Origin of the sequence: Streptomyces sp. NPDC001717, assembly GCF_042892775.1 — a bacterium.
In the GTDB taxonomy this organism is placed as follows: domain Bacteria; phylum Actinomycetota; class Actinomycetes; order Streptomycetales; family Streptomycetaceae; genus Streptomyces.
Window position 1 is genome coordinate 25,326 of the sequence record NZ_JBIAUK010000001.1, and the last position, 19,366, is coordinate 44,691.

The 19,366-nt window shown below is 72.9% G+C and carries 20 protein-coding genes; 10 read left to right on the forward strand and 10 right to left on the reverse strand.

Features of this window, described 5'->3' with window-relative positions; all coding sequences use genetic code 11:
• Positions 1-115 precede the first annotated feature (115 nt).
• Positions 116-949 (forward strand): aminoglycoside phosphotransferase family protein, encoded by an 834-nt coding sequence (locus tag ACFYZL_RS00130; protein WP_384752974.1) that lies wholly within the window; start codon positions 116-118, stop codon positions 947-949.
• Positions 950-958: 9 nt separating this feature from the next.
• Positions 959-1,429, forward strand: coding sequence for a GNAT family N-acetyltransferase (locus ACFYZL_RS00135; protein WP_384752977.1), 471 nt, complete (start codon positions 959-961; stop codon positions 1,427-1,429).
• Between the two features lie 8 nt (positions 1,430-1,437).
• Here ACFYZL_RS00135 and ACFYZL_RS00140 read toward each other — a convergent pair whose 3' ends face one another.
• Positions 1,438-2,430, reverse strand: coding sequence for a zinc-binding dehydrogenase (locus ACFYZL_RS00140; RefSeq protein WP_388674794.1), 993 nt, complete (start codon positions 2,428-2,430; stop codon positions 1,438-1,440).
• A gap of 70 nt (positions 2,431-2,500) precedes the next feature.
• On the opposite strand from ACFYZL_RS00140, the gene ACFYZL_RS00145 reads away from it, so the two are divergent.
• Positions 2,501-3,178, forward strand: a complete 678-nt coding sequence (locus tag ACFYZL_RS00145; protein WP_384752983.1) for a pentapeptide repeat-containing protein — start codon at positions 2,501-2,503, stop codon at positions 3,176-3,178.
• Between the two features lie 691 nt (positions 3,179-3,869).
• On the opposite strand, the gene ACFYZL_RS00150 is transcribed toward ACFYZL_RS00145, so the two are convergent.
• Genes ACFYZL_RS00150 through ACFYZL_RS00160 form a run of 3 tightly spaced genes read right to left on the reverse strand, consistent with a single transcriptional unit; the run spans position 3,870 to position 6,234 of the window.
• A complete protein-coding gene (locus tag ACFYZL_RS00150; protein ID WP_384737204.1) occupies positions 3,870-4,373 on the reverse strand; it encodes a hypothetical protein in 504 nt (167 codons plus the stop codon).
• 53 nt (positions 4,374-4,426) lie between these two features.
• Positions 4,427-5,047: a response regulator gene (locus tag ACFYZL_RS00155; protein WP_384586383.1), complete on the reverse strand. Its 621-nt coding sequence runs from the start codon at positions 5,045-5,047 to the stop codon at positions 4,427-4,429.
• Positions 5,044-6,234, reverse strand: coding sequence for a sensor histidine kinase (locus tag ACFYZL_RS00160; RefSeq protein ID WP_388674799.1), 1,191 nt, complete (start codon positions 6,232-6,234; stop codon positions 5,044-5,046). The genes ACFYZL_RS00155 and ACFYZL_RS00160 overlap by 4 nt, the downstream gene beginning before the upstream one ends.
• A 452-nt stretch (positions 6,235-6,686) precedes the next feature.
• Between ACFYZL_RS00160 and ACFYZL_RS00165 the strand changes: the two genes are divergently transcribed.
• On the forward strand, positions 6,687-7,247 hold the full coding sequence (locus ACFYZL_RS00165; RefSeq protein WP_388674802.1) for a heme-binding protein: 561 nt from the start codon (positions 6,687-6,689) through the stop codon (positions 7,245-7,247).
• A 78-nt stretch (positions 7,248-7,325) separates the two neighbouring features.
• Complete coding sequence (locus ACFYZL_RS00170) at positions 7,326-8,738, forward strand: M1 family metallopeptidase (RefSeq protein WP_388674805.1); 1,413 nt, start codon at positions 7,326-7,328, stop codon at positions 8,736-8,738.
• A 16-nt stretch (positions 8,739-8,754) separates the two neighbouring features.
• On the opposite strand, the gene ACFYZL_RS00175 is transcribed toward ACFYZL_RS00170, so the two are convergent.
• The gene (locus ACFYZL_RS00175; RefSeq protein ID WP_384754524.1) at positions 8,755-9,270 is read right to left on the reverse strand and encodes a GNAT family N-acetyltransferase; all 516 of its coding nucleotides are present in this window, start codon (positions 9,268-9,270) and stop codon (positions 8,755-8,757) included.
• An 83-nt stretch (positions 9,271-9,353) separates the two neighbouring features.
• The gene (locus tag ACFYZL_RS00180) at positions 9,354-9,929 is read right to left on the reverse strand and encodes a TerD family protein (protein WP_384586393.1); all 576 of its coding nucleotides are present in this window, start codon (positions 9,927-9,929) and stop codon (positions 9,354-9,356) included.
• A gap of 185 nt (positions 9,930-10,114) precedes the next feature.
• Between ACFYZL_RS00180 and arfB the strand changes: the two genes are divergently transcribed.
• Positions 10,115-10,540, forward strand: coding sequence for an alternative ribosome rescue aminoacyl-tRNA hydrolase ArfB (gene arfB, locus ACFYZL_RS00185; protein WP_384754519.1), 426 nt, complete (start codon positions 10,115-10,117; stop codon positions 10,538-10,540).
• A gap of 122 nt (positions 10,541-10,662) precedes the next feature.
• Here arfB and ACFYZL_RS00190 read toward each other — a convergent pair whose 3' ends face one another.
• Positions 10,663-11,232: a flavin reductase family protein gene (locus tag ACFYZL_RS00190; protein ID WP_384754516.1), complete on the reverse strand. Its 570-nt coding sequence runs from the start codon at positions 11,230-11,232 to the stop codon at positions 10,663-10,665.
• A 299-nt stretch (positions 11,233-11,531) separates the two neighbouring features.
• Between ACFYZL_RS00190 and cdgB the strand changes: the two genes are divergently transcribed.
• Together cdgB and ACFYZL_RS00200 are read left to right on the forward strand one after the other, a co-directional pair.
• A complete protein-coding gene (gene cdgB / locus ACFYZL_RS00195; protein ID WP_384754514.1) occupies positions 11,532-13,259 on the forward strand; it encodes a diguanylate cyclase CdgB in 1,728 nt (575 codons plus the stop codon).
• 68 nt (positions 13,260-13,327) lie between these two features.
• Positions 13,328-14,359, forward strand: a complete 1,032-nt coding sequence (locus ACFYZL_RS00200; RefSeq protein ID WP_384754511.1) for a CBM35 domain-containing protein — start codon at positions 13,328-13,330, stop codon at positions 14,357-14,359.
• A gap of 4 nt (positions 14,360-14,363) precedes the next feature.
• Here ACFYZL_RS00200 and ACFYZL_RS00205 read toward each other — a convergent pair whose 3' ends face one another.
• From ACFYZL_RS00205 to ACFYZL_RS00215, 3 genes are all read right to left on the reverse strand, one after another.
• Positions 14,364-15,287 (reverse strand): 1-phosphofructokinase family hexose kinase, encoded by a 924-nt coding sequence (locus tag ACFYZL_RS00205; protein WP_388674811.1) that lies wholly within the window; start codon positions 15,285-15,287, stop codon positions 14,364-14,366.
• A 114-nt stretch (positions 15,288-15,401) separates the two neighbouring features.
• Positions 15,402-16,553, reverse strand: coding sequence for an N-acetylglucosamine-6-phosphate deacetylase (gene nagA / locus ACFYZL_RS00210; protein WP_388674814.1), 1,152 nt, complete (start codon positions 16,551-16,553; stop codon positions 15,402-15,404).
• The gene (locus tag ACFYZL_RS00215; RefSeq protein WP_388675824.1) at positions 16,553-17,485 is read right to left on the reverse strand and encodes an ROK family protein; all 933 of its coding nucleotides are present in this window, start codon (positions 17,483-17,485) and stop codon (positions 16,553-16,555) included. Before ACFYZL_RS00215 ends, nagA begins: the two co-directional genes overlap by 1 nt.
• 177 nt (positions 17,486-17,662) lie before the next feature.
• Between ACFYZL_RS00215 and ACFYZL_RS00220 the strand changes: the two genes are divergently transcribed.
• Positions 17,663-18,955, forward strand: a complete 1,293-nt coding sequence (locus ACFYZL_RS00220; RefSeq protein ID WP_384754502.1) for an extracellular solute-binding protein — start codon at positions 17,663-17,665, stop codon at positions 18,953-18,955.
• Positions 18,956-19,121: 166 nt separating this feature from the next.
• The gene (locus ACFYZL_RS00225; RefSeq protein ID WP_384754499.1) at positions 19,122-19,358 is read left to right on the forward strand and encodes a DUF3263 domain-containing protein; all 237 of its coding nucleotides are present in this window, start codon (positions 19,122-19,124) and stop codon (positions 19,356-19,358) included.
• Positions 19,359-19,366: the final 8 nt, after the last annotated feature.

Genomic DNA, 19,366 nt, shown 5'->3' on the forward strand with positions numbered 1-19,366 from the left:
TGTCGTGCCTTGGGGGGTGAGGGGTGGCCGGATGGTCGATGTGGGAGGGGTGGCGGGGGCCGTAGGGCGGCGGCGGTTTCGGCATGCTCGGGGGCGGTTCTTGTAGCGTCGGGGCGTGATCGAGAGGGTGCTCGCGGAGCGGTTCCTGGACCGGTGGCGACTGCGGTGCACGGGCCCGGGGATGCGCGGGATGACGGCCCTGGTGCTGCCGGTGGAGCGGGCCGACGGGAGTGCGGCCGTGCTGAAGGTGCTGATCCCGGACGAGGAGACCGCCGGGGAACCGGTCGCGCTGCGCGCGTGGGGCGGCGACGGCTGCGTACGGCTGTTGGAGCACGATGCGGACACCGGCACGATGCTGCTGGAGCGGCTGGACGAGCGGCGGCCCCTGTCGGTGCTCGCGCGGGAGGACGCCCGGGCGGCCGTGGCGGTCGTCGGGGAGCTGCTGGCGCGGCTGACGGCGGTGGCCGCGCCCGCCGGACTGCGGGGGCTCGGAGGGATCGCCGTCGGGATGCTGGAATCCGTACCGTCGGCGCTCGCTCGGCTGGCGGACGGCGGGGAGCGGCGGCTGCTGCGGGACTGCGCGGCTGCGGTGGCGGAGGTCGCGGGGGAGCCGGGGGACCGGTTGCTGCACTGGGACCTGCACTACGACAACGTGCTGGCGGGCGGGCGGGAGCGGCCGGGGGGTTGGCTGGCGATCGACCCGAAGCCGTTGTCGGGGGATCCCGGGTTCGAGCTGCTGCCGGCGATCGTCAACGAGTTCCGCGTGGAGGAGGTGCGCCGGCGGTTCGAGTCGCTGGCGGAGGCGGTGGGGGCGGACCGGGAGCGGGCGCGCGCGTGGACGCTGGGGAGGGTGCTGCAGAACTGCCTGTGGGACGTGGAGGACGGCGAGGAGCGGCTGGAGGAGCGGCAGTTGATGGTGGCGAAGGTGCTCCTGGGGCGGCCGGTCTAGGGTGCGGGGATGATTCGTAGCGCTGTGATCGGTGATGTGCCCGTCATCCACTCGATGATCCGCGAGCTCGCCGAGTACGAGAAGGTGCCGCACGAGGCGCGGGCCACCGAGGAGCAGTTGCGGGAGGCGCTGTTCGGGGAACGGCCGGCGGTGTTCGCGCACGTCGCGGAGGAACGGGACGGGGAGGTCGTGGGCTTCGCGATGTGGTTCCTGAACTTCTCGACGTGGCGCGGGGTGCACGGCATCTACCTGGAGGACCTGTACGTCCGGCCGGGCGCGCGTGGGGGCGGCCACGGGAAGGCGCTGCTGAGGGAGTTGGCGCGGATCTGCGTGGAGCGCGGGTACGAGCGGCTGGAGTGGTCGGTGCTCGACTGGAACGCGCCCGCCATCGACTTCTACCGCTCGCTCGGGGCGGTGCCCATGGACGAGTGGACGGTGTACCGGCTGACGGACGGGGCTCTGGCGGAGCTGGGTTCGTAGGGGTTGGTTCAGGGTTCCAGTACGACCTTGCCGGTGGTGGCGCGGGTCTCCAGGGCGCGGTGGGCGGCCGCGGCCTGGGCGAGGGGGAAGCGGGTCAGGGCCGGGCGCAGACGGCCGGCGGCGGCCTCGGCGAGGGCGCGGGTCTCCAGGACGCGCAGGGGGTCGGGGGTGCCGACGCGTCGGAGCATGGCGGGGCCGAGGACGCTGGGGGCGGTGATGCCGCGGGCGGTGAGCTCGGCGCGGTCGGCGTCGGTGAGCGGGGTCGGGCCGCCGGACCAGCCGAAGACGAGGTGCCGGGCGCCGGGGGCGAGCAGGCCGAGGGCGGTGCGGGCGGTTGCGCCGCCGACGGAGTCGAAGAGGACGGTGGCTCCGGCGGGGTACGCGGCTCGGACGGCGTCGGACCAGTCGGGGGCCGTGTAGTCGAGGGCGAGGTCGGCGCCGTTCGCGGCGGCCAGGGCGGTCTTGGCGGGGCCGCCGGCGAGGGCGATGACGGCTGCGCCCGTGTTCTTCGCGTACTGGACGAGCAGGGTGCCGATGCCTCCGGCGGCGGCGGTGACGAGGGCGGTGGAGCCCGGGCCGAGTTCGGCGAACTGGAGGATCCCGAGGGTGGTGCGGCCGGTCCCGATCATGGCGACGGCGGCGGCGGGGTCGAGTTCGGGGGGTACCTCGTGGAGCCGGTCGGCGTCGGCGACGGCGTACTCGGCGTAGCCGCCGGGGGCGAAGCCGAGATGGGTGACGACGGTCCTGCCGAGCCAGCCGGGATCGGTGCCCTCGCCGAGGGCGTCGACGGTGCCGGCGACCTCCCGGCCGGGGATCGTGGGGAGCTCGGGGAGGGCGGGTGCGGGGCCCTGGACGCCTTCGCGCAGCGAGGTGTCGAGGAGGTGTACCCCGGCGGCGGCGACGGCGATGCGGACCTGGCCGGGGCCGGGGTGGGGGGTGTCGGCGGGCTCGTAGGAGAGGTTCTCGGCGGGGCCGAAGGCGTGGAGGCGGATGGCGTGCATGCGGTAAGCCTCGTACCTCGAGCATGGTCGAGGTCAAGGGGTTGTCGGTGGGGTGCGTGAGGATGGGGGCATGGCGCGGAACGGGCAGCAGCAGCGGACGGTGAAGGCGGCGCGGCGGCCGGAGGTGCGGCTGCCGGAGCCGGTGCTCTGGGAGGGCGGTGAGTTGGAGCCGGACGGGGACTACGACGGGCTGGAGTTCGCGGATCTGGACCTGGCGGGTCAGGAGGGGGTGGGGGCCCGCTTCATGGACTGCGCGCTGCGGCGGTGCGCGCTGGACGAGACGGGGCTGACGAAGGCGCGGTTCCTGGACTCGGTGCTGGAGGGGGTCCGGGGCGTGGGTACGGACCTGGCGGGGGCCTCGTTCCGGGACGTGGAGCTGGTGGACGCGCGGCTGGGCGGGGTCCAGATGCACGGATCGGTGCTGGAGCGGGTGCTGGTGCGGGGCGGCAAGATCGACTACTTGAACCTGCGGACGGCGCGGCTCAAGGACGTGGTCTTCGAGGGGTGCGTGCTCGTGGAACCGGACTTCGGGGGTGCGGTGCTGGAGCGGGTCGAGTTCCGCGACTGCGTCGTGCGGGGGGTGGATTTCGGGGGTGCGCGGATGACGGATGTCGACCTGCGGGGGGTGGTTGAGCTGTCGATCGGGCGGGGGGTGGATGCGTTGGCCGGGGCGGTGGTCAGTCCGGCGCAGCTGCTGGACTTGGCGCCGGCGTTGGCGGCGCATGTGGGGCTGCGGGTGGTTTCGTAGCTCCGCGGCGTCGTCGAACGCGGGCTCTGTGGGCCGGCCCTTGCGTGTACCGCCGCGTCGTCGGGGTGCCGCCGCGGGGGCGTTGAACGCCGGTGCTCGGCGGGGCGGCCGTACTTGGCACTCCCGCGCCGGCGGGGTCGGGTGTGGTGCTCGGCGGGGCCGGCCCGTGCCCGTACCGCCGCGCCGTCGGGGTCGGGTGTGCGGTGGGGCGCCCCCGCAGGGCGTCGAACGAGACCCGCTGCGCTTGCCGGTGGCGCACCCCGTTCGACGCCCGAGGAGGTGCCCCGCTGCGCGCCCGGCCCCGACGGCCCATCCTGCGGCCCGGCCCCGGCCAGGGCGGTGCCGCTGCGCGGAGCGGTCCCCTACCCGCCCTTCCACCGTTCCCCGGGCTCTGCCCGGACCCGCGCCTCAAACGCCGGCGGGGCTGAAAGACCCTGGGGCTCCGCCCCAGACCCCGCGCCTCAAACGCCGGCGAGGCTGGATGGTGGTGCCGCGCCTCGAACGCGGGCGGGGCTGGATGGTGGCGCCGCGCCTCGAACGCGGGCGGGGCTGGATGGTGGTGCCGTGCCTCGAACGCGGGCGGGGCTGGATGGTGGTGCCGTGCCTCGAACGCGGGCGGGGCTGGATGGTGGCGCCGCGCCTCGAACGCCGGTGGGGCCGAGATCTCCCGCGGAGGCCGGCGAGGTCGGGGTCATGCCGGGACGCGGGGGAATTTGGCCTGGAGGGTCCAGATTGCCGGGTTGTCGGCCAGGCCCTCGTGCATGTCGATCAGGTCCGCCACGAGGTCGTGGAGGAAGTCGCGGGCCTCGCGACGCAGCAGGCGGTGGCTGAAGGTGAGGGGGTCTTCCTCCGGCGGCATCCAGTCCGCCTCGATGTCGACCCAGCCGAAGCGCCGCTCGAAGAGCATCCGGTCCGTGGATTCGGTGAAGTCGAGTTCGGCGTACTGCCTGCGGGAGGCGCGGCTGCCGCGCGGGTCCTGGTCGAGCTGCTCGACGATGTCGCACAAGGCCCACGCGAAGTCGAGTACCGGTACCCATCCCCAGGCTGTGGACACCTCCCGGTCCTTGACGGTGTCCGCGAGGTAGACGTCCCCGCAGAACAGGTCGTGCCGCAGGGTGTGGACGTCCGCCGAGCGGTAGTCGGTCTGCGGGGGGTCCGGGAAGCGCCGGGAGAGGGAGTAGCCGATGTCGAGCACGTATCCGATGGTGTCATGGGGGGAGGGGGCGACCGCACCTTCGGGTCGCGGCGTCAGCCGAGGAGGCGTTGTTCCTTGGCCACCGAGACCGCGCCCGCGCGGGTGTCGACGCCGAGTTTGTCGTAGATGCGGCCCAGGTGCGTCTTGACCGTGGCCTCGCTGATGAAGAGCGCCCGGGCGATCTCGCGGTTGCCGAGGCCGCGGGCCAGCTGGCCCAGGATGTCCAGCTCGCGGTCGGTGAGGGTCGGGCGGCTGCCGCGCATGTGGGCCATCACGCGGCTGGCGACCGGCGCGGAGAGGGTGGTGCGGCCCTGGGCGGCGGAGTGGATGGCGGCGAAGAGTTCTTCCGGGCGTTCCGCCTTGAGGAGGTAGCCGGTCGCGCCGGCGCCGATGGCGCGGGTGATGTCCGCGTCGGTGTCGTACGTGGTGAGGACCAGGACGTGTGGGGGGTTGGGGGCGGACGTGATGCGGCGGGTGGCTTCGACGCCGTCGATGCCGTCGCCGAGCTGGAGGTCCATGAGGACCACGTCGGGCCGGAGCTTCGCGGCCAGGGCGACGGCCTCCTCGCCGCTGCCGGCTTCGCCGAGGACTTCGATGTCCGGTTCGCTGCCCAGGAGGGCGAGGAGTCCGGCGCGGACGACGACGTGGTCGTCGCAGAGGAGGATCGTCGTCATGGGGCGGGCTCCAGGGGGACGGACGCGGAGAGGACGGTGCCCTCGCCCGGCGTGGATTCGATGGTGAGGGTGCCGCCCAGCTGGCGGACGCGGGCCCGCATGGCGGGGAGGCCGTGGCCGCGTTGCGGGGTGGTGGTGGCGGTCGCGGCGGCCGTCGGCTCCGGTTCGGTGAAGCCGTGGCCGTCGTCGGCCACGTCCAGGACGACCTGGTCGCCCAGGTAGGTGAGGGTGAGGGCGGCGGTACGGGCGCCGGAGTGTTCGCGGATGTTGGCGAGGGCCCCCTGGGCGATGCGCAGCAGGGCGGACTGCACGCGGTCCGGGAGGGCGGTCGGGGTGCCTTCGAGGTGGAAGCGGACCTCGATCTCCGGACCGGCGTCCAGGGCGCGCAGGGCGTCGGCGAGGCCGGCGCCGTCGGCGAGCTCGGAGGGGGCCAGGTCGTGGACGAGCCGGCGGGCTTCGGCGAGGCCGTGTGCGGCGATCCCGGTGGCGGTACGGACGTGCGCGCGGGCGGTGGCGGGGTCGGTGTCCCAGGTGCGGTCTGCGGCCTGGAGCAGCATCTGTTGGCTGGAGAGGTTCTGGGCGAGGGTGTCGTGGATCTCCATGGAGAGGCGCTGTCGCTCGGCGAGGGTGCCTTCGCGGCGTTCGGTGGCGGCCAGCTCCCGGCGGGTGCGGATCAGGTCGTCGATGAGTGCGCGCTGGGCCTGCGTCTGGCGTTCCATGTGGACGAAGACGGCGGTGGCGAGGGCGGCGACGGCGGGCGGGGCGAGGAGCAGGTTGGGGTCGAAGGCCTTCGCGAGCTGGAGCTGGGCGATGACGACGAAGGTGGTGAGGAGGGCGACGAGGACGATCGCGGCGCGCGGGGGGAGGGTGCGGAGGGCGGTGAAGAAGAGGGGCACGGCGCACCAGGCGAAGCTCGGCGCGAGGACGACCAGGACCACCCAGGTGGCGACGACGAGGCCGAGCCAGACGAGGCGGCGGGGGGTGGGGGCGGCGTCCCGGATGCCGAGGGCCGGGCCGAGTACGTAGAGCAGGGCCAGGGTGACGCTGAGGGCGATGATCCACGGGGTGCGGGGGTCGCCGGGGTGGCGGAGGAGGAAGCGGACCAGGGAGGCGCCGAGGAGCAGGAAGAACGCGGTGTGCGCGACCGTGGCCAGGGTTCGGGTGTCCGGGTTGCGGGCGGGGGTCACGGTGCGCTCCTGGGTTGGCGGCTGTGTTCCATTGTCGTGGCCTTGGCGGGGCTGTGCGCTGGGCCCCGGCGGGGCTGGTTCGGCCGGTGTCGGTCGGGCTGGTGCGGCCGGTGTCGGTCGGCGGGTGCGGCGCCGTTGCCGGGGTTCCGCCCCGGACCCCGCGCCTCAAACGTCGGCGGGGCTGGTACGTGCCCCCGGCGGGGCCGGACTTGTCCCCGGCTCGACTGACCAGCCAATACCGCCGCGGAGCGGGTCCGCATCAGCCGATCGGTTGACCCTCGGGTCAGCCGGTGCGGTGGGCGGCGGGAGCCGGTACGGGGACGGGGTGGCGGGGGGTTCGGGCCCAGGCTTGTGGCTGGGAACGAGCCGGGCCGCACAGCACTGCGGGCCCGCTCGCCGACCCGCCCCCTTGCCGTCACCGCGTCACCGCGTCACCGCACTCAGGAGTAGAGATGAACACCCGCACCCGCGTTCTCACCGGTACCGCCCTCGCCATCGCCCTGGGCGCCGGGACCTTCGGTGCCGTCAGCGCCAGTGCCACCCCCGCCCCGGAGTCCGCCCCGGCCGCCGCCGCCGCGAAGAAGAAGGACGACGGCGACGACAAGAACTTCACCACCACCACGCACCTCACCATCGACGCCGCCACCCGCGCCGCCCAGGCGACGCTGAAGGCCGCGCAGTCCGAGAACCAGAAGGTGACGGTCGCGGTGGTGGACCGCAACGGCAACACCATCGTCACCCTGCGCGGCGACGGCGCCGGCCCGCAGTCCTACGAGTCGGCCCAGCGCAAGGCCTTCACGGCCGTGTCCTGGAACGCCCCGACCTCGGTGCTCGTGGGCCGTCTCGCCCAGGCCCCGAACCTGAAGGACATCCCCGGCACCCTCTTCCTCGGCGGCGGCGTCCCGGTCCAGGCGAACGGCGCCCCGGTCGCCGGCATCGGCGTGGCAGGCGCCCCGAGCGGCGACCTGGACGAGAAGTTCGCCAAGGCCGGCGTCGACAGCCTCTCGAAGTAAGAGAAGAAGCCGGACGAGAAGTAGACGAGAACAGGCCGAGAAGTAGGACAAGTCGGTCGGAGACTTAGGATCGGGCGTGTGGAACACCGCGCGCTCGTCCGCCTCGCCGCCCCTGCCGTCGCAGCCCTGATCGCCCTCACCGCGGGGTGTACGGGTGGCACGGTGCAGGGGCGGCCGGGCGCGTCCGGGCTGCGGGACCCGTATTTTCCCAAGGCCGGCAACGGCGGCTACCAGGTCGACCACTACGCGCTGGACCTGGACTACGACCCCGCCGACGGCCGGCTGGACGGCACGGCCGTCATCACGGCCCGCGCGGAGCAGGGGCTCAGCTCCTTCAACCTCGACCTCAGTGGTCTGACGGTGGAGAGCGTGACCGTGCAGGGCGAGCCGGCCCGCCACAACCGGGCCGGCAACGAGCTGACGGTGCGGCCCGCCGCGGACCTGAAGAAGGGCGAGGTCTTCCGCGTCGAGGTCGACTACGGCGGCAAGCCGAAGGCCATCGTGGACGCGGACTCCTCCAAGGAGGGGTGGATCACCACGCCCGGCGGTGCCGTCGGCGTCGGCGAGCCGGTCGGGTCGATGGCCTGGTTCCCCGGCAACCACCACCCGAGCGACAAGGCCACGTACGACATCACGCTCACCGTCCCGCACGGCTACGAGGCCGTGTCGAACGGGGAGTTGCGCTCCCGTACCGAAACCGGCGACGGGCGGACCGAGTTCGCCTGGCACAACCCGGAGCCGATGGCGAGCTATCTGGCGACCGCGGTCGTGGGCCCGTACAAGGTGACGACCGCGAAGACGCCGTCGGGCGTCCCCGTCTACAACGCGGTCTCGCCGGGCGAGGCGGCCGCGAGCGCGGGTGCGCTCGCGCGGCTGCCGGAGATCGTGGACTGGGGCAGCGGCCGGTTCGGGCCCTACCCGTTCGGCACGACCGGCGCGATCGTGCTGCCGAAGGGCACGTTGACGTACGCGCTGGAGACCCAGACCAGGCCCGTCTTCTCCGGTGCGCCCGCGGAGGAGGATCTCGTGGTGCACGAGCTGGCCCACCAGTGGTTCGGGGACTCGGTGTCGCCGAAGTCCTGGAAGGACATGTGGCTCAACGAGGGCTTCGCGACCTACGCCGAGTGGCTGTGGGCCGAGGACCACGGCGGGGTCGGCGCACAGAAGCGCTTCGAGGCCTTCCTGGCCGGCGACACCTCCGTGGACGACGACGCGGACAGCGACTGGGACGCCTTCCCGCCCGCCGCCCCGCCCGGGCCCGAGCACGTCTCGGGGAACCCGGTGTACTACCGGGGCGCGATGGTCCTGCACCGCATCCGGCAGGAGGTCGGTGACGCGAAGTTCTTCGATCTGCTGCGCGGTTGGGCCGTCGACCACCGGCACGGGAACGCGAGCACGGCCGAGTTCACCGCGTACGCCGAGAAGCGGACGGGCCACGACCTGAAGAAGGTCTGGGACGTCTGGCTGTACGGCGAGGGCCGGCCCAGGTGAGTCCGGCCCGATGTCGCTAGAGGGGCTTGCGCATCACCGTGCAGGCGCGGCCCAGTTCGCGGTCCCGGGCCTGGCGCAGGGCGGTGTAGCCCTGGGACCGCCAGAAGGCGGCGCCCTTGGGGTTGTCGTCGAGTACGGCGATCCGCACGCCCGCGCGCCCGGCGGCGCGGAAGCGGTCCTCGACGAGGCCGGCCACGGTGCGTCCGAACCCCTCGCGGTGCGCGGTGGCGTCGATGAGCAGCAGCCCGATCCACGGGTCCGGGTCCCCGGAGGCCGGATCGGGGTGGTGGGCGAGGGTGGTCGCGAGCCCGACGAGGCGGCCTGCGGAGCGGGCCAGGAGCACCTCGGCGCCGTCGTGGGCGAGTTCGTCGGCGAGGGCGGTCGCGACCTGTTCGACGGTGATGCGGTGCGGATCGGGGAAATCGCCGCTGATCTCGAAGAAGGCGTGGTTCGTCGCGTAGAGGGCGGCGATCTCGGTGAGGACCGGTCCGGGCAGTGCGCCGTCGACGGTGACGAGCGGTTGGAGGATCACCTGCCGAACCGTAGCGAAGCCCCCTCCCCGGACGGCTGGGAGGGGGCTTCGCGTGTGGCGCGTCGGAGCGCGGTCGCTCAGGCTCAGACGTTGACGCCGAAGTCCTGCGCGATGCCGGTGAGGCCGGAGGCGTAGCCCTGGCCGACCGCGCGGAACTTCCACTCGGCGCCGTTGCGGTAGAGCTCGCCGAAGACCATGGCGGTCTCGGTGGCCGCGTCCTCGGAGAGGTCGTAGCGGGCGATCTCGGAGCCGCCGGCCTGGTTCACGACGCGGATGTACGCGTTGCGGACCTGGCCGAAGTTCTGGCTGCGGCTCTCGGCGTCGTAGATGGAGACGGGGAAGACGATCTTGTCCACGTCGGCCGGGAGGCCGGCGAGGTTGACGTTGATGGACTCGTCGTCGCCCGCGCCCTCGCCGGTGCGGTTGTCACCGGTGTGGACGATGGTCTGGTCCGGGGTGGAGCGGTTGTTGAAGAAGACGAAGTGGCCGTCGGAGACCACCTTGCCGGTCTGGTTCACCGCGATCGCCGAGGCGTCGAGGTCGAAGTCCACGCCGGTGGTCGTGCGGACGTCCCAGCCCAGGCCGACCGTGACGGCAGCGAGGCCCGGGGCCTCCTTGGTGAGCGAGACGTTGCCGCCCTTGGACAGGCTGACAGCCATGGGTGTCCCTTTCCTCTTCCTGATCCGACATGTACGCACATCACGTACGTACAGGCGGCCAAATTACCGCTGCCCCCTATAACGCGACGAGGGGGCGGGCAGGTTCCCGTGTGAATTCGTGGTGACGGTGCGTGCGCGGCGGTAATGCGGGTGACGGGGCGGCGGCGGGCGCGGATCATAGGGGCATGCCTGGTCCCTATGTCATCCGCGGTTCGGTCGCGCTCCCCGAGGGGGAGCTCGCCTGGCGGTTCTCGCGTTCCTCCGGGCCGGGCGGTCAGCACGTCAACACCTCCGACTCGCGCGTGGAGCTCCTCTTCGACCTGGGTGCGACGAAGTCGCTGCCCGAGGTGTGGAAGGAGCGCGCGCTGGAGCGGTTGGCCTCGCGGCTGGTCGACGGGGTGGTGACGGTGCGGGCCTCCGAGCACCGGTCGCAGTTCCGCAACCGGGAGATGGCGCTGGTGCGGATGGCGTCGCTGCTGGCCGAGGCGACGGCGCCGCCGCCGAAGCCGCGGCGGGCCACGAAGATCCCTCGCGGGATCAACGAGCGGCGGCTGCGGGAGAAGAAGGCGCGGGCGGAGACCAAGCGGGGGCGGACCGGGCGGGACTGGTAGCCCCTGGCGGGGCGGCTGCCGGGGCGCTGGCGCGGGCCCGCGCGCGGCGTCTGCCGGTGCGGCTTCAGGATCGGGGCTCCGCCCCGGGCCCCGCGCCTCAAGCGCCGGCGGGGCTGGATCGGCTACTGCGCCAGGTGGCGGTAGCGGCCTCGGAAGTAGGTCAGGGGGGACGATTCCGGTTTGGGGAGGGTGGCCGTCAGGACGCGGCCGATGACCAGGGTGTGGTCGCCCGCCTCCACGCGGTTCTCCGTACGGCATTCCAGAGTGGCCAGCGCCCCCGTCAGCAGCGGGGCGCCGGACGCCTCGCCGCGGACGTACGGGACGTCCGCGAACAGCAGCCGGTCGCTGATCCGGCCCTTCATCGCGAACCGGCCGGCCACTTGGAGCTGGTCGTCGGCGAGGACCGAGACCGCCCACAGCGGTTGCTCCGCCAGCAGGTCGTCCATCCGGGAGCCCTCGCGCAGGCTCACCAGCACCAGGGGCGGGTCCAGGGACACGGACATGAAGGCGGTCGCCGTCATGCCGACGTCCTCGCCGCGCGGGCCGTCCGCCGTCAGGGGGGTCTCGTGTGCGGTGATCAGGCATACGCCCGCCGCCAACCGGGACATCGCGGCCCGGAACTCGTCGTTGCTCACCCCCTCAGGATGGGGGCTCCAGCGGGAAAGGGCGGGTACGGGGGTCGTCTTGGGCACGGTCGAACGCTAATCTCGCGTCCCCGTCCCCACATCGGGCCCAGGTCCGAGGCGTGGCCCCGTCTCCCGGCCTAGGTCGCGGCGTATCTTTGCTGCCGGGAACGGTCGGCAGTGCTCTCGGTCCCCCGGCTCTCCACCCGCACTGTTGAGCATCTCATGTGACTTGAGTCACAGAGGGCAAGATTTGTTGACCCTGTGTACCTGCCGCACAGCTCACTGTGATTCAGTGGACGGGACACCGCAACGAAACGCCGATGACAAACCTGGAGTTGCTGTCGAGGTCTCGGGGAGAGCGAGCAATGGAGACCGAGTCGGAGCCGTACGTCCGTCTTGCGACCCTGCGGCAGCTGCACCGGGTGGTGGCCGAGCTCAATACGGCCAGGAGCCTGGCGGACACTCTGCAGACCGTCGTGGACGGCATCGTCGTGGGCCTCGGCTACGAACTCGCCTGCGTCAACCTCGTACGCCCCGACGGTGATCTCGTCGTCGCCGCCTTCGCCGGCGACCCCTCCGCCGAAGCCCTCATCACCGGCCGCGTGGGCTCACGCGCCTCCTGGGAACGCCGCCTGACGATGGGTGAGGACTGGGACGGTCTCCGCTTCATCCCGCACACCGAGGGCTGGATCCTCCTGGAGGACGACGTCCCCCAGTGGCACACCGACGGCCCCGATCCGCGCTTCGAGGACGAGTGGCACCCCGAGGACCGGTTGTACGCACCGATGTACGCGTCCGGCGGGGAACTCCTGGGTGTCATCTCGGTGGACAGACCCCGAAACGGCCGCCGTCCCGGGGCCTGGGGCCGCGAGGCGCTCCAGATGTACGCCTTCCAGGCCGCGATCGCGATCAGCAACGCACGTCTCCGAGCGAACATGCAGCGGGCCCTGGTGCGGCTGGAACGTGAACAGCAGGCGCTGCGGGCCAGTGAAGAGTCGTTCCGGCAGGCCTTCGAGTACGCGCCCAGCGGCATGGCCATCGCCGAGATGGGCGGCGACCAGCACGGCCGGCTGCTGCGCACCAACGACGCGTTGTGCCGACTGCTCGGCCGGCCCGCCTCGGTGCTGCGCCGGTACTCCTTCTCCGACCTGGTCCACCCCGAGGACATCGGGACCCTGCTGCGGACCTCCGCCGAGGGCGGCCGCGCCGAACTGCGCCTCGGCCGCCGCGACGGCACGTACGTATGGGTCTCGCTGCGCAACTCCGTGGTCGCCGACGCCGCCGACGGGCCGCGTTTCCTGCTCACCCACGTCGAGGACATCGAGGAGCGCAAGCGGCACGAGCTCCAGCTCGCCCACCGCGCCAGCCACGACTCGCTGACCGGCCTGCCCAACAGCGCGGAGCTGCGCGCCCGGCTCGCCGCGCGACTGTGCCGAAGGCCACAGTCCGTACGCGCCAGCGCCATCGAGGCCCTGGACGCCGCCTACGAAGGGCACGAGGTGCGGGCCGACGCGGGGGGTGGTGCGGGCGAGCACGGCTTTCAGCCCGACTTCCGGCCCGATTTCCGCCCCGACCCCGCCGACGGCCTGCCCGGGGCCGATCCCTTCGAGTTCCCCGGGGCGCTGGCCGCCCCGGACGGCCCGTACGACCACCACGTGCACACGGTGGCGCCCGCGACCGACATCGACGACGGGACGAAGGGGCTCGCGGTGCTCTTCTGCGACCTCGACGGCTTCAAGTCGATCAACGACCGGTTCGGGCACCACACGGGTGACGCCGTCCTGATCGAGGTGGCCCGCAGGCTCACGACGGGCGTCAGGGACGGTGACACCGTCGCCCGGCTGGGTGGTGACGAATTCGTCGTCCTCGCGGACGGACTGGGTGCGGCGGACGCCGCGGACCTCGCGGTCCGACTGCGCAACGCGATCATCCCGCCGATCCGGGTGGACGGCCGCGCGGTGCGTGTCGGGGCGAGTTTCGGCATCGGCTGGGCGAGCTGCGGCATGTCCGCCGAGGAGGTGCTGCGCTCGGCCGACCAGCGCATGTACATCGAGAAGAGGTCGCGCTCAAAGGCCCATCGCAGGGCGGGCTGAGGCGGTCCGGCACCCGTGGGCGCACCTGTTCGGGGTAGGCTCCCGGGGGTCGAAAGGAGTGACCTGCGATGACGACGCCCGCGAACAACGGACCGCACGGTGGGGCGAACCAGCCCGAGGACGATGATCCGTTCGGCTATCTCTACGCGGACGGCCAGGCCGCCGGAGCCACCCCGCCCGGTCAGGCCGGCGGATACGGCTACCCGGGACCCGCGGGTGGTCCTTCCGGCGCGCAGCCCGGTGTGCCCCGTACTTCGCACCACCAGGTGCGGACGGTCGGAGAGCGCAGGAACGCCGGCGCGCAGCGCGGTCACGTGCCCGCGCAGCAGCAGCCCGGCTACCAGGCGCAGTACCAGGCCCCGGAGGCGCTCCAGGCGGGCGGCTACGGCGTTCCGCCGCAGCAGCAGCCCCCGCAGCACCAGACGCAGACGATGTCGCACTCCGGCGGTCACGGCGGTCACGGTGGTCACGGCGGCGGTGGCGGCTCCAGCCGCCGCGGTCTGCTGATCGCGGCCGTCGCCGTGGTCGCCACCGTCGCGATCGGCATCGGCGCGGCCGTGATCTTCTCCCCGAAGGACAAGGACAAGAAGGGGAAGAACGAGGCGAACGGCGGTCAGCAGTCCGCCGCCCCGCAGACCCCGTCCAGTGCGCCCCCGACGGGGTCGCAGACGCCGGACGCCCCGCTGCCGAAGGCGGACTTCGCGGGCGCCGGCATGTCCCTCACGGGCGGTGCGCGCCTGAACAACGCCGTTCCGGGGGCGAAGAGCGCCGGCGGCCAGTACGTGGACGGCCTGAACACGCCCGGCGCCGCGGCGACGTGGACGCTGGACCTGCCCAAGGCGGGCAAGTACAAGCTGAAGATGACCTACGGGGTGCCGGGCAAGGACGCCAACACCACGCTGACCCTCAACGGCGACGTGCAGGAACGCCCGGTCAACATGGCGAACTTCTCGAAGGCCGCCGCGGGCGACTGGGCCAAGGGCTGGACCAACACGTACTCGATCGTCGAGCTCAAGAAGGGCCAGAACGTCATCAAGATCTCGTGCGAGGCCGGCAACCAGTGCGACGTCGTCCTCGACCAGCTGTGGCTCGAGAACTGATCCGCTAGACGGCCTGCGTGACCTGCACCGACCCCCGTACCTCCTCGTAGGTGCGGGGGTCGAACTCTCCCGCCACCGGCGCGAGCACCGTGGCCGCCGACAGGGCCACCGCGCGGGTCAGGCGTTCCGGCCAGTCCAGGCCCTCCACCAGTGCGGACAGCAGCCCGGCGACCACGGAGTCACCCGCTCCGGTGGGGTTGCCGGCCAGCGCGCGGGGCGGGGCGGCCTGCCAGGTGGCCCCGGCGGTGGTGGCCAGCAGGCCGTCCGGGCCCAGCGAGGTGACCACCGCGTGCGCGCCCCGGCGGCGGGCGTCGCGGGTGGCGGGCAGCGGGTCGCGGGAGCCGGTGAGTTCGGCCAGCTCGGCGGCGTTCGGCTTGATGATCTCCGGGCGGGCGGCGACCCCGCGCCGCAGGGCCTCGCCGCTGGTGTCCAGGAGGACCGGCACCCCGGCCGCGCGGGCCTGGCGCACGAGCACCGCGTACGCGCCGACGGGGACGCCCGGCGGGAGGCTGCCGCACAGGGCGACCGCCTTGGCGCCGGCCAGCAGGGCCTCGTACCGGGTCAGGAACCGCGACCACTCCGCCGCGGTGACGTGCGGGCCGGGCTCGTTGAACTGGGTCGTGTCGCCGGAGGCCTCGTCGACCACGGCCACGGTGCGGCGGGTGGTGTCCGCGCACGGCACGAGGGCGTCGGTCACCCCGGGGGCCCCGGCCGCCAGCAACTCCCGTACGACGGCGCCCACCGGGCCGCCCGCGAAGCCCGTGGCCGTCACCTCGTGGCCGAGCGCGGCCAGCACCCGGGCGACGTTGAGCCCCTTGCCGCCGGGGCGTTCGGTGACGGCGGTGACCCGGTGCGAGGCGTGCGGGAGCAATCGCGGTACGCGGTAGGTCACATCGAGCGCGGTGTTGAGCGTCACGGTCAGGATCATGCGGGCACCCCCGGGTCTGTTGCTGCCGGGATCATGCCAAACAGAAGGCGGTCGGCCCAGTTCTCGGGGCCGACCGTCTTCCTCCGTACAGCCGCTTGGCCGTCAGGGCGCCGCTCAGGAGGTGGGGTTGACGACCCATTCGCCGCGCCGCATGACGCCCTTGAGGTCGAAGGCCGCGTCCAGGACGACGAGGTCCGCGTACTTGCCGGGCTCCAGCGAGCCGATCTCGTCGTACAGGCCGATCAGCTTGGCCGGGTTGGCGGAGATCGCCTGCACCACGGACTCCACCGGCAGCTTGTCGACCGTCACCGAGCGCTTGAACGCGGTGTCCAGGGTCAGCGTCGAGCCGGCGATGGAGCCGCCCTCGACGAGCCGTGCCACGCCCTCCTTGACCTCGACCTCCAGCGGGCCCAGGTGGTACGTGCCGTCGCCGAAGCCCGCCGCGTCCATCGCGTCGGTGATCAGCGCCACCCGGTGCGCGCCCGCGTGGTGGAAGGCCAGTTCCAGCATGGCCGGGTGCAGGTGGACGCCGTCGTTGATCAGCTCGACGGTGACCCGCTCGTCCTCCAGGAGCGCGGCGATGGGCCCCGGGGCGCGGTGTTCCATACCGGGCATCGCGTTGTACAGGTGCGTGGCGACGGTCGCGCCGGCGTCGATGGCCTGGCGGGTCTGGTCGTACGTGGAGTCCGTGTGGCCGATCGCTGCGATGACCCCGTGCTCGGCCAGCAGTCGTACGGAGTCCAGGCCGCCCGGCAGTTCGGTGGCGAGGGTGAACATGCGGGCCGTGCCGTGCGCGGCGTCGACGAGCTTGCGGACCTCGGCCGGGTCGGGGTCGCGCAGCAGGTCGGCCTTGTGCGCGCCCTTGCGGCAGGCGTTGATGAACGGGCCTTCGAAGTGCACGCCCGCGATCTCGCCCTGCTGGGTGAGCTCGGCGAGCAGCCCCGCGCGCCGGGCCAGTTCGTCGAGCTCCCCGGTGACGGTGGAGGCGACCAGGGTGGTCGTGCCGTGCTCGCGGTGGGTCCGTACGCCCTGGAGGACCTCCTCCGCGGTGCCGGAGGTGAAGGAGGCGCCGCCGCCGCCGTGGTTGTGCATGTCCACGAAGCCGGGGACGATCCAGTGCCCGGAGAGGTCGACGACCTGCGTGTCCTCGTGCGCGCTCCCGGCGATCCGGGCGCCCTCGACGATGACGCGGCCGCCCGCCACGATGCCGGTGGGCAGCACCACCCTGGCGCCGGAAAGGACTGTGCTGCGTGCGCTTCCGGACATCAGGCCGGTACCTCCGTGGCGAGTAGGTCCCAGGCGAGCAGCCCTGCGCCCAGGCATCCGGCGGTGTCCCCGAGGGCCGCCGGGACGATGTGGGGCAGCCGTTGGAACGTCACGCGCTCCTCGACGGCCGTCCGTAGTGGTGTGAACAGGGTTTCCCCGGCCTCCGCGAGCCCGCCACCGATGATCAGCGTGCGCGGGTCGAGCAGGGTGATCGCGGTGACGAGTCCGTCGGCGAGGGCGCCGACGGCGCCGAGCCACACCTCGCGGGCGCGCGCGTCGCCGGACTCGACGGCCTTGGCGCAGTCCGCGGCGTCGGCGTCGGGGTCGCCGGAGGCGGCCGCCCAGGCGCGGCTGACGGCGGAGGCGGAGGCGAGGGTCTCCAGGCAGCCGTACTGGCCGCAGCCGCACGAGGGTCCGCCGGGGCGGACCACGATGTGGCCGATCTCGCCCGCGTAGCCGTGGGCGCCGGCCTCGATGCGGCCCGCGATGCCGATGGCCCCGGCGATGCCGGTGCCGAGCGGTACGAAGAGGAAGCGGTCGGCGCCGCGGCCGGCGCCGATGCGGCCTTCCGCGAGTCCGCCCGTGCGGACGTCGTGGCCGAGGGCGACGGGGATCCCGCCGAGGCGGCGGCCGAGCAGTTCGCGCATCGGTACGTCGCGCCAGCCGAGGTTCGCCGCGTAGACGGCGATGCCGTTCTCGGCGTCGACGATGCCGGGCACGGCGACCCCGGCGGCCGAGGCGGGCTCGCCGAAGCGCTCCCGGCCGGTGGCGAGGAGCTCGGCGGCGAAGTCCTGGATCGTCTCGACGACGGCTTCGGGGCCCCGCTCGCGGCCGGTGGCGCGGCGGGCCTCGTGCAGCAGCGTGCCGTCGGCGGCGACCAGGGCGGCCTTCATCCCGGTGCCGCCCACATCGAGGGCGATGACGTGTTTCACGGGTTTCACAGGGACAGTCTCGCGTGCTCGGCGGGGAAAGGTCTAGTCCAGTGGGAGGGATTGTTGAGTGGCCATACAAATCCGGGACCGAGGGTGGGGGGTGGGTGTGGGGGAGCCGCCAAAGTGGTGTAGACCTTACGTGGATCGTACGAACGAAAAAGGGGTGGATCGAGAACCGTGAAGGGCCGTTTTCCGAACCTGGCCGCGTCCGGCGCCGCACTGTGCCTGACCGCCGTGACGCTGACGGGCTGCGGAGCCGTCGAGGGACTCACCGGGGACAACGAGGTGACCCTGCGGGTCGTGGCGGCCGACTACGGGGACAATCCGCAGAACTCCTCGGCGACCTACTGGAAGAGCCTCGCCACCGGCTTCGAGAAGGCGAACCCGGGGGTGCACGTCGAGGTCAGCGTCTACTCCTGGTCGGAGGTCGACGCCAAGGTCGCCGCCATGGTCAAGGCCGGCAAGGCACCCGACATCGCCCAGATCGGCGCCTACGCCGACTACGCGGCCGCCGGGAAGCTCTACACGGCCGACGAACTGCTCTCCGTACGCACCGAGGCGGACTTCCTCGCACCCCTCGCCGACGCGGGCAAGGTCAAGCGCGTCCAGTACGGGATGCCCTTCGTCTCCAGCACCCGGCTGCTCTTCTACAACGAGAAGCTGCTGGCGGACGCGGGCGTCGCGAAGACGGGACCCTGGCAGCCGAAGAACTGGGCCGACCTGGAAGCGGCGGCCAAGAAGCTCAAGGCCGCGGGCGTCCCCACCCCCTTCGCGGTGCCGCTGGGCCGCGAGGAGGCGCAGGCCGAGACGATGATGTGGACCCTCGCGGGCGGTGGCGGCTACACCGACAACGAGGAGGCGTACGCCATCGACTCGCCGGACAACATCAAGACCCTGGAGTTCCTCCGGGACAAGATGGTCGGCCAGGGCCTCACGGGACCCGTCGAACCGGGCAAGCTCGACCGTCAGGCCGCCTTCGACGCCTTCACGCGCGGCGAGGTCGGCATGCTCAACGGCCACCCCACGCTGCTGAAGCAGGCCGCCGCCAAGGGCGTCAAGTTCGGGATGGTGCCGCTGCCGACGGTGAACGGGGCCGACCCCCAGGCGATGGGCGTCGCCGACTGGATCATGGCGTTCAAGAACGGGCACCGCAGGGAGTCCGGCAAGTTCCTGGACTACGTGTACGAGCCGCAGAACGTGACGACCTTCACCAACAAGTACGACCTGCTGCCGGCCACCACGAGCGGCTACCGGGCCCTGGGGGACGGAACGGGAGGCGCCGCGCCGCAGCTGAAGACCTTCCTGGCCGCACTGCCGAACGCGAAGCTGTATCCCGTCGGCAAGAAGTCCTGGGCGGGCGTCAGCGAGGACATCAAGGAGAAGATCGGCACCGCGGTGCAGCCGGGCGGGCAGCCGGCGAAGGTGCTGGAGGAGATCGCGACGGCGGCGAGGGCGGCCGACGCGCGGTAACGCTGCGCGGGCCGGGCGGGTCGGGCGGGTCGGCCCGTGTGCGGCTCCCAGCCCGGGGCTCCGCCCCGTCCCCGCTCCTCGAACGCCGGAGGGGCTGGATACGGCCGCCCCCGGGCCGGAGCCGGTGCCGGGGCAGGGTGTCGGTGGGCGGCGTTAATCTGGCGGTATGACGGACGAGGGGCAGTTGACGGCCACCGAGGCCGCGGTGCTCGCGTACGAAGGCCGGACCTGGCCCGGGCCCGGGGTCAAGGAACGGGCCATACGGGAAGGGCTCGGCATGACGCCCGTCCGGTACTACCAGCTGCTCAACGCCCTCATGGACGACCCGCGGGCCCTCGCCCACGCCCCGGGCACGGTGAACCGGCTGCGGCGCATCCGCGAGGCGCAGCGGGCCCGGCGGTAGCGGGGGCG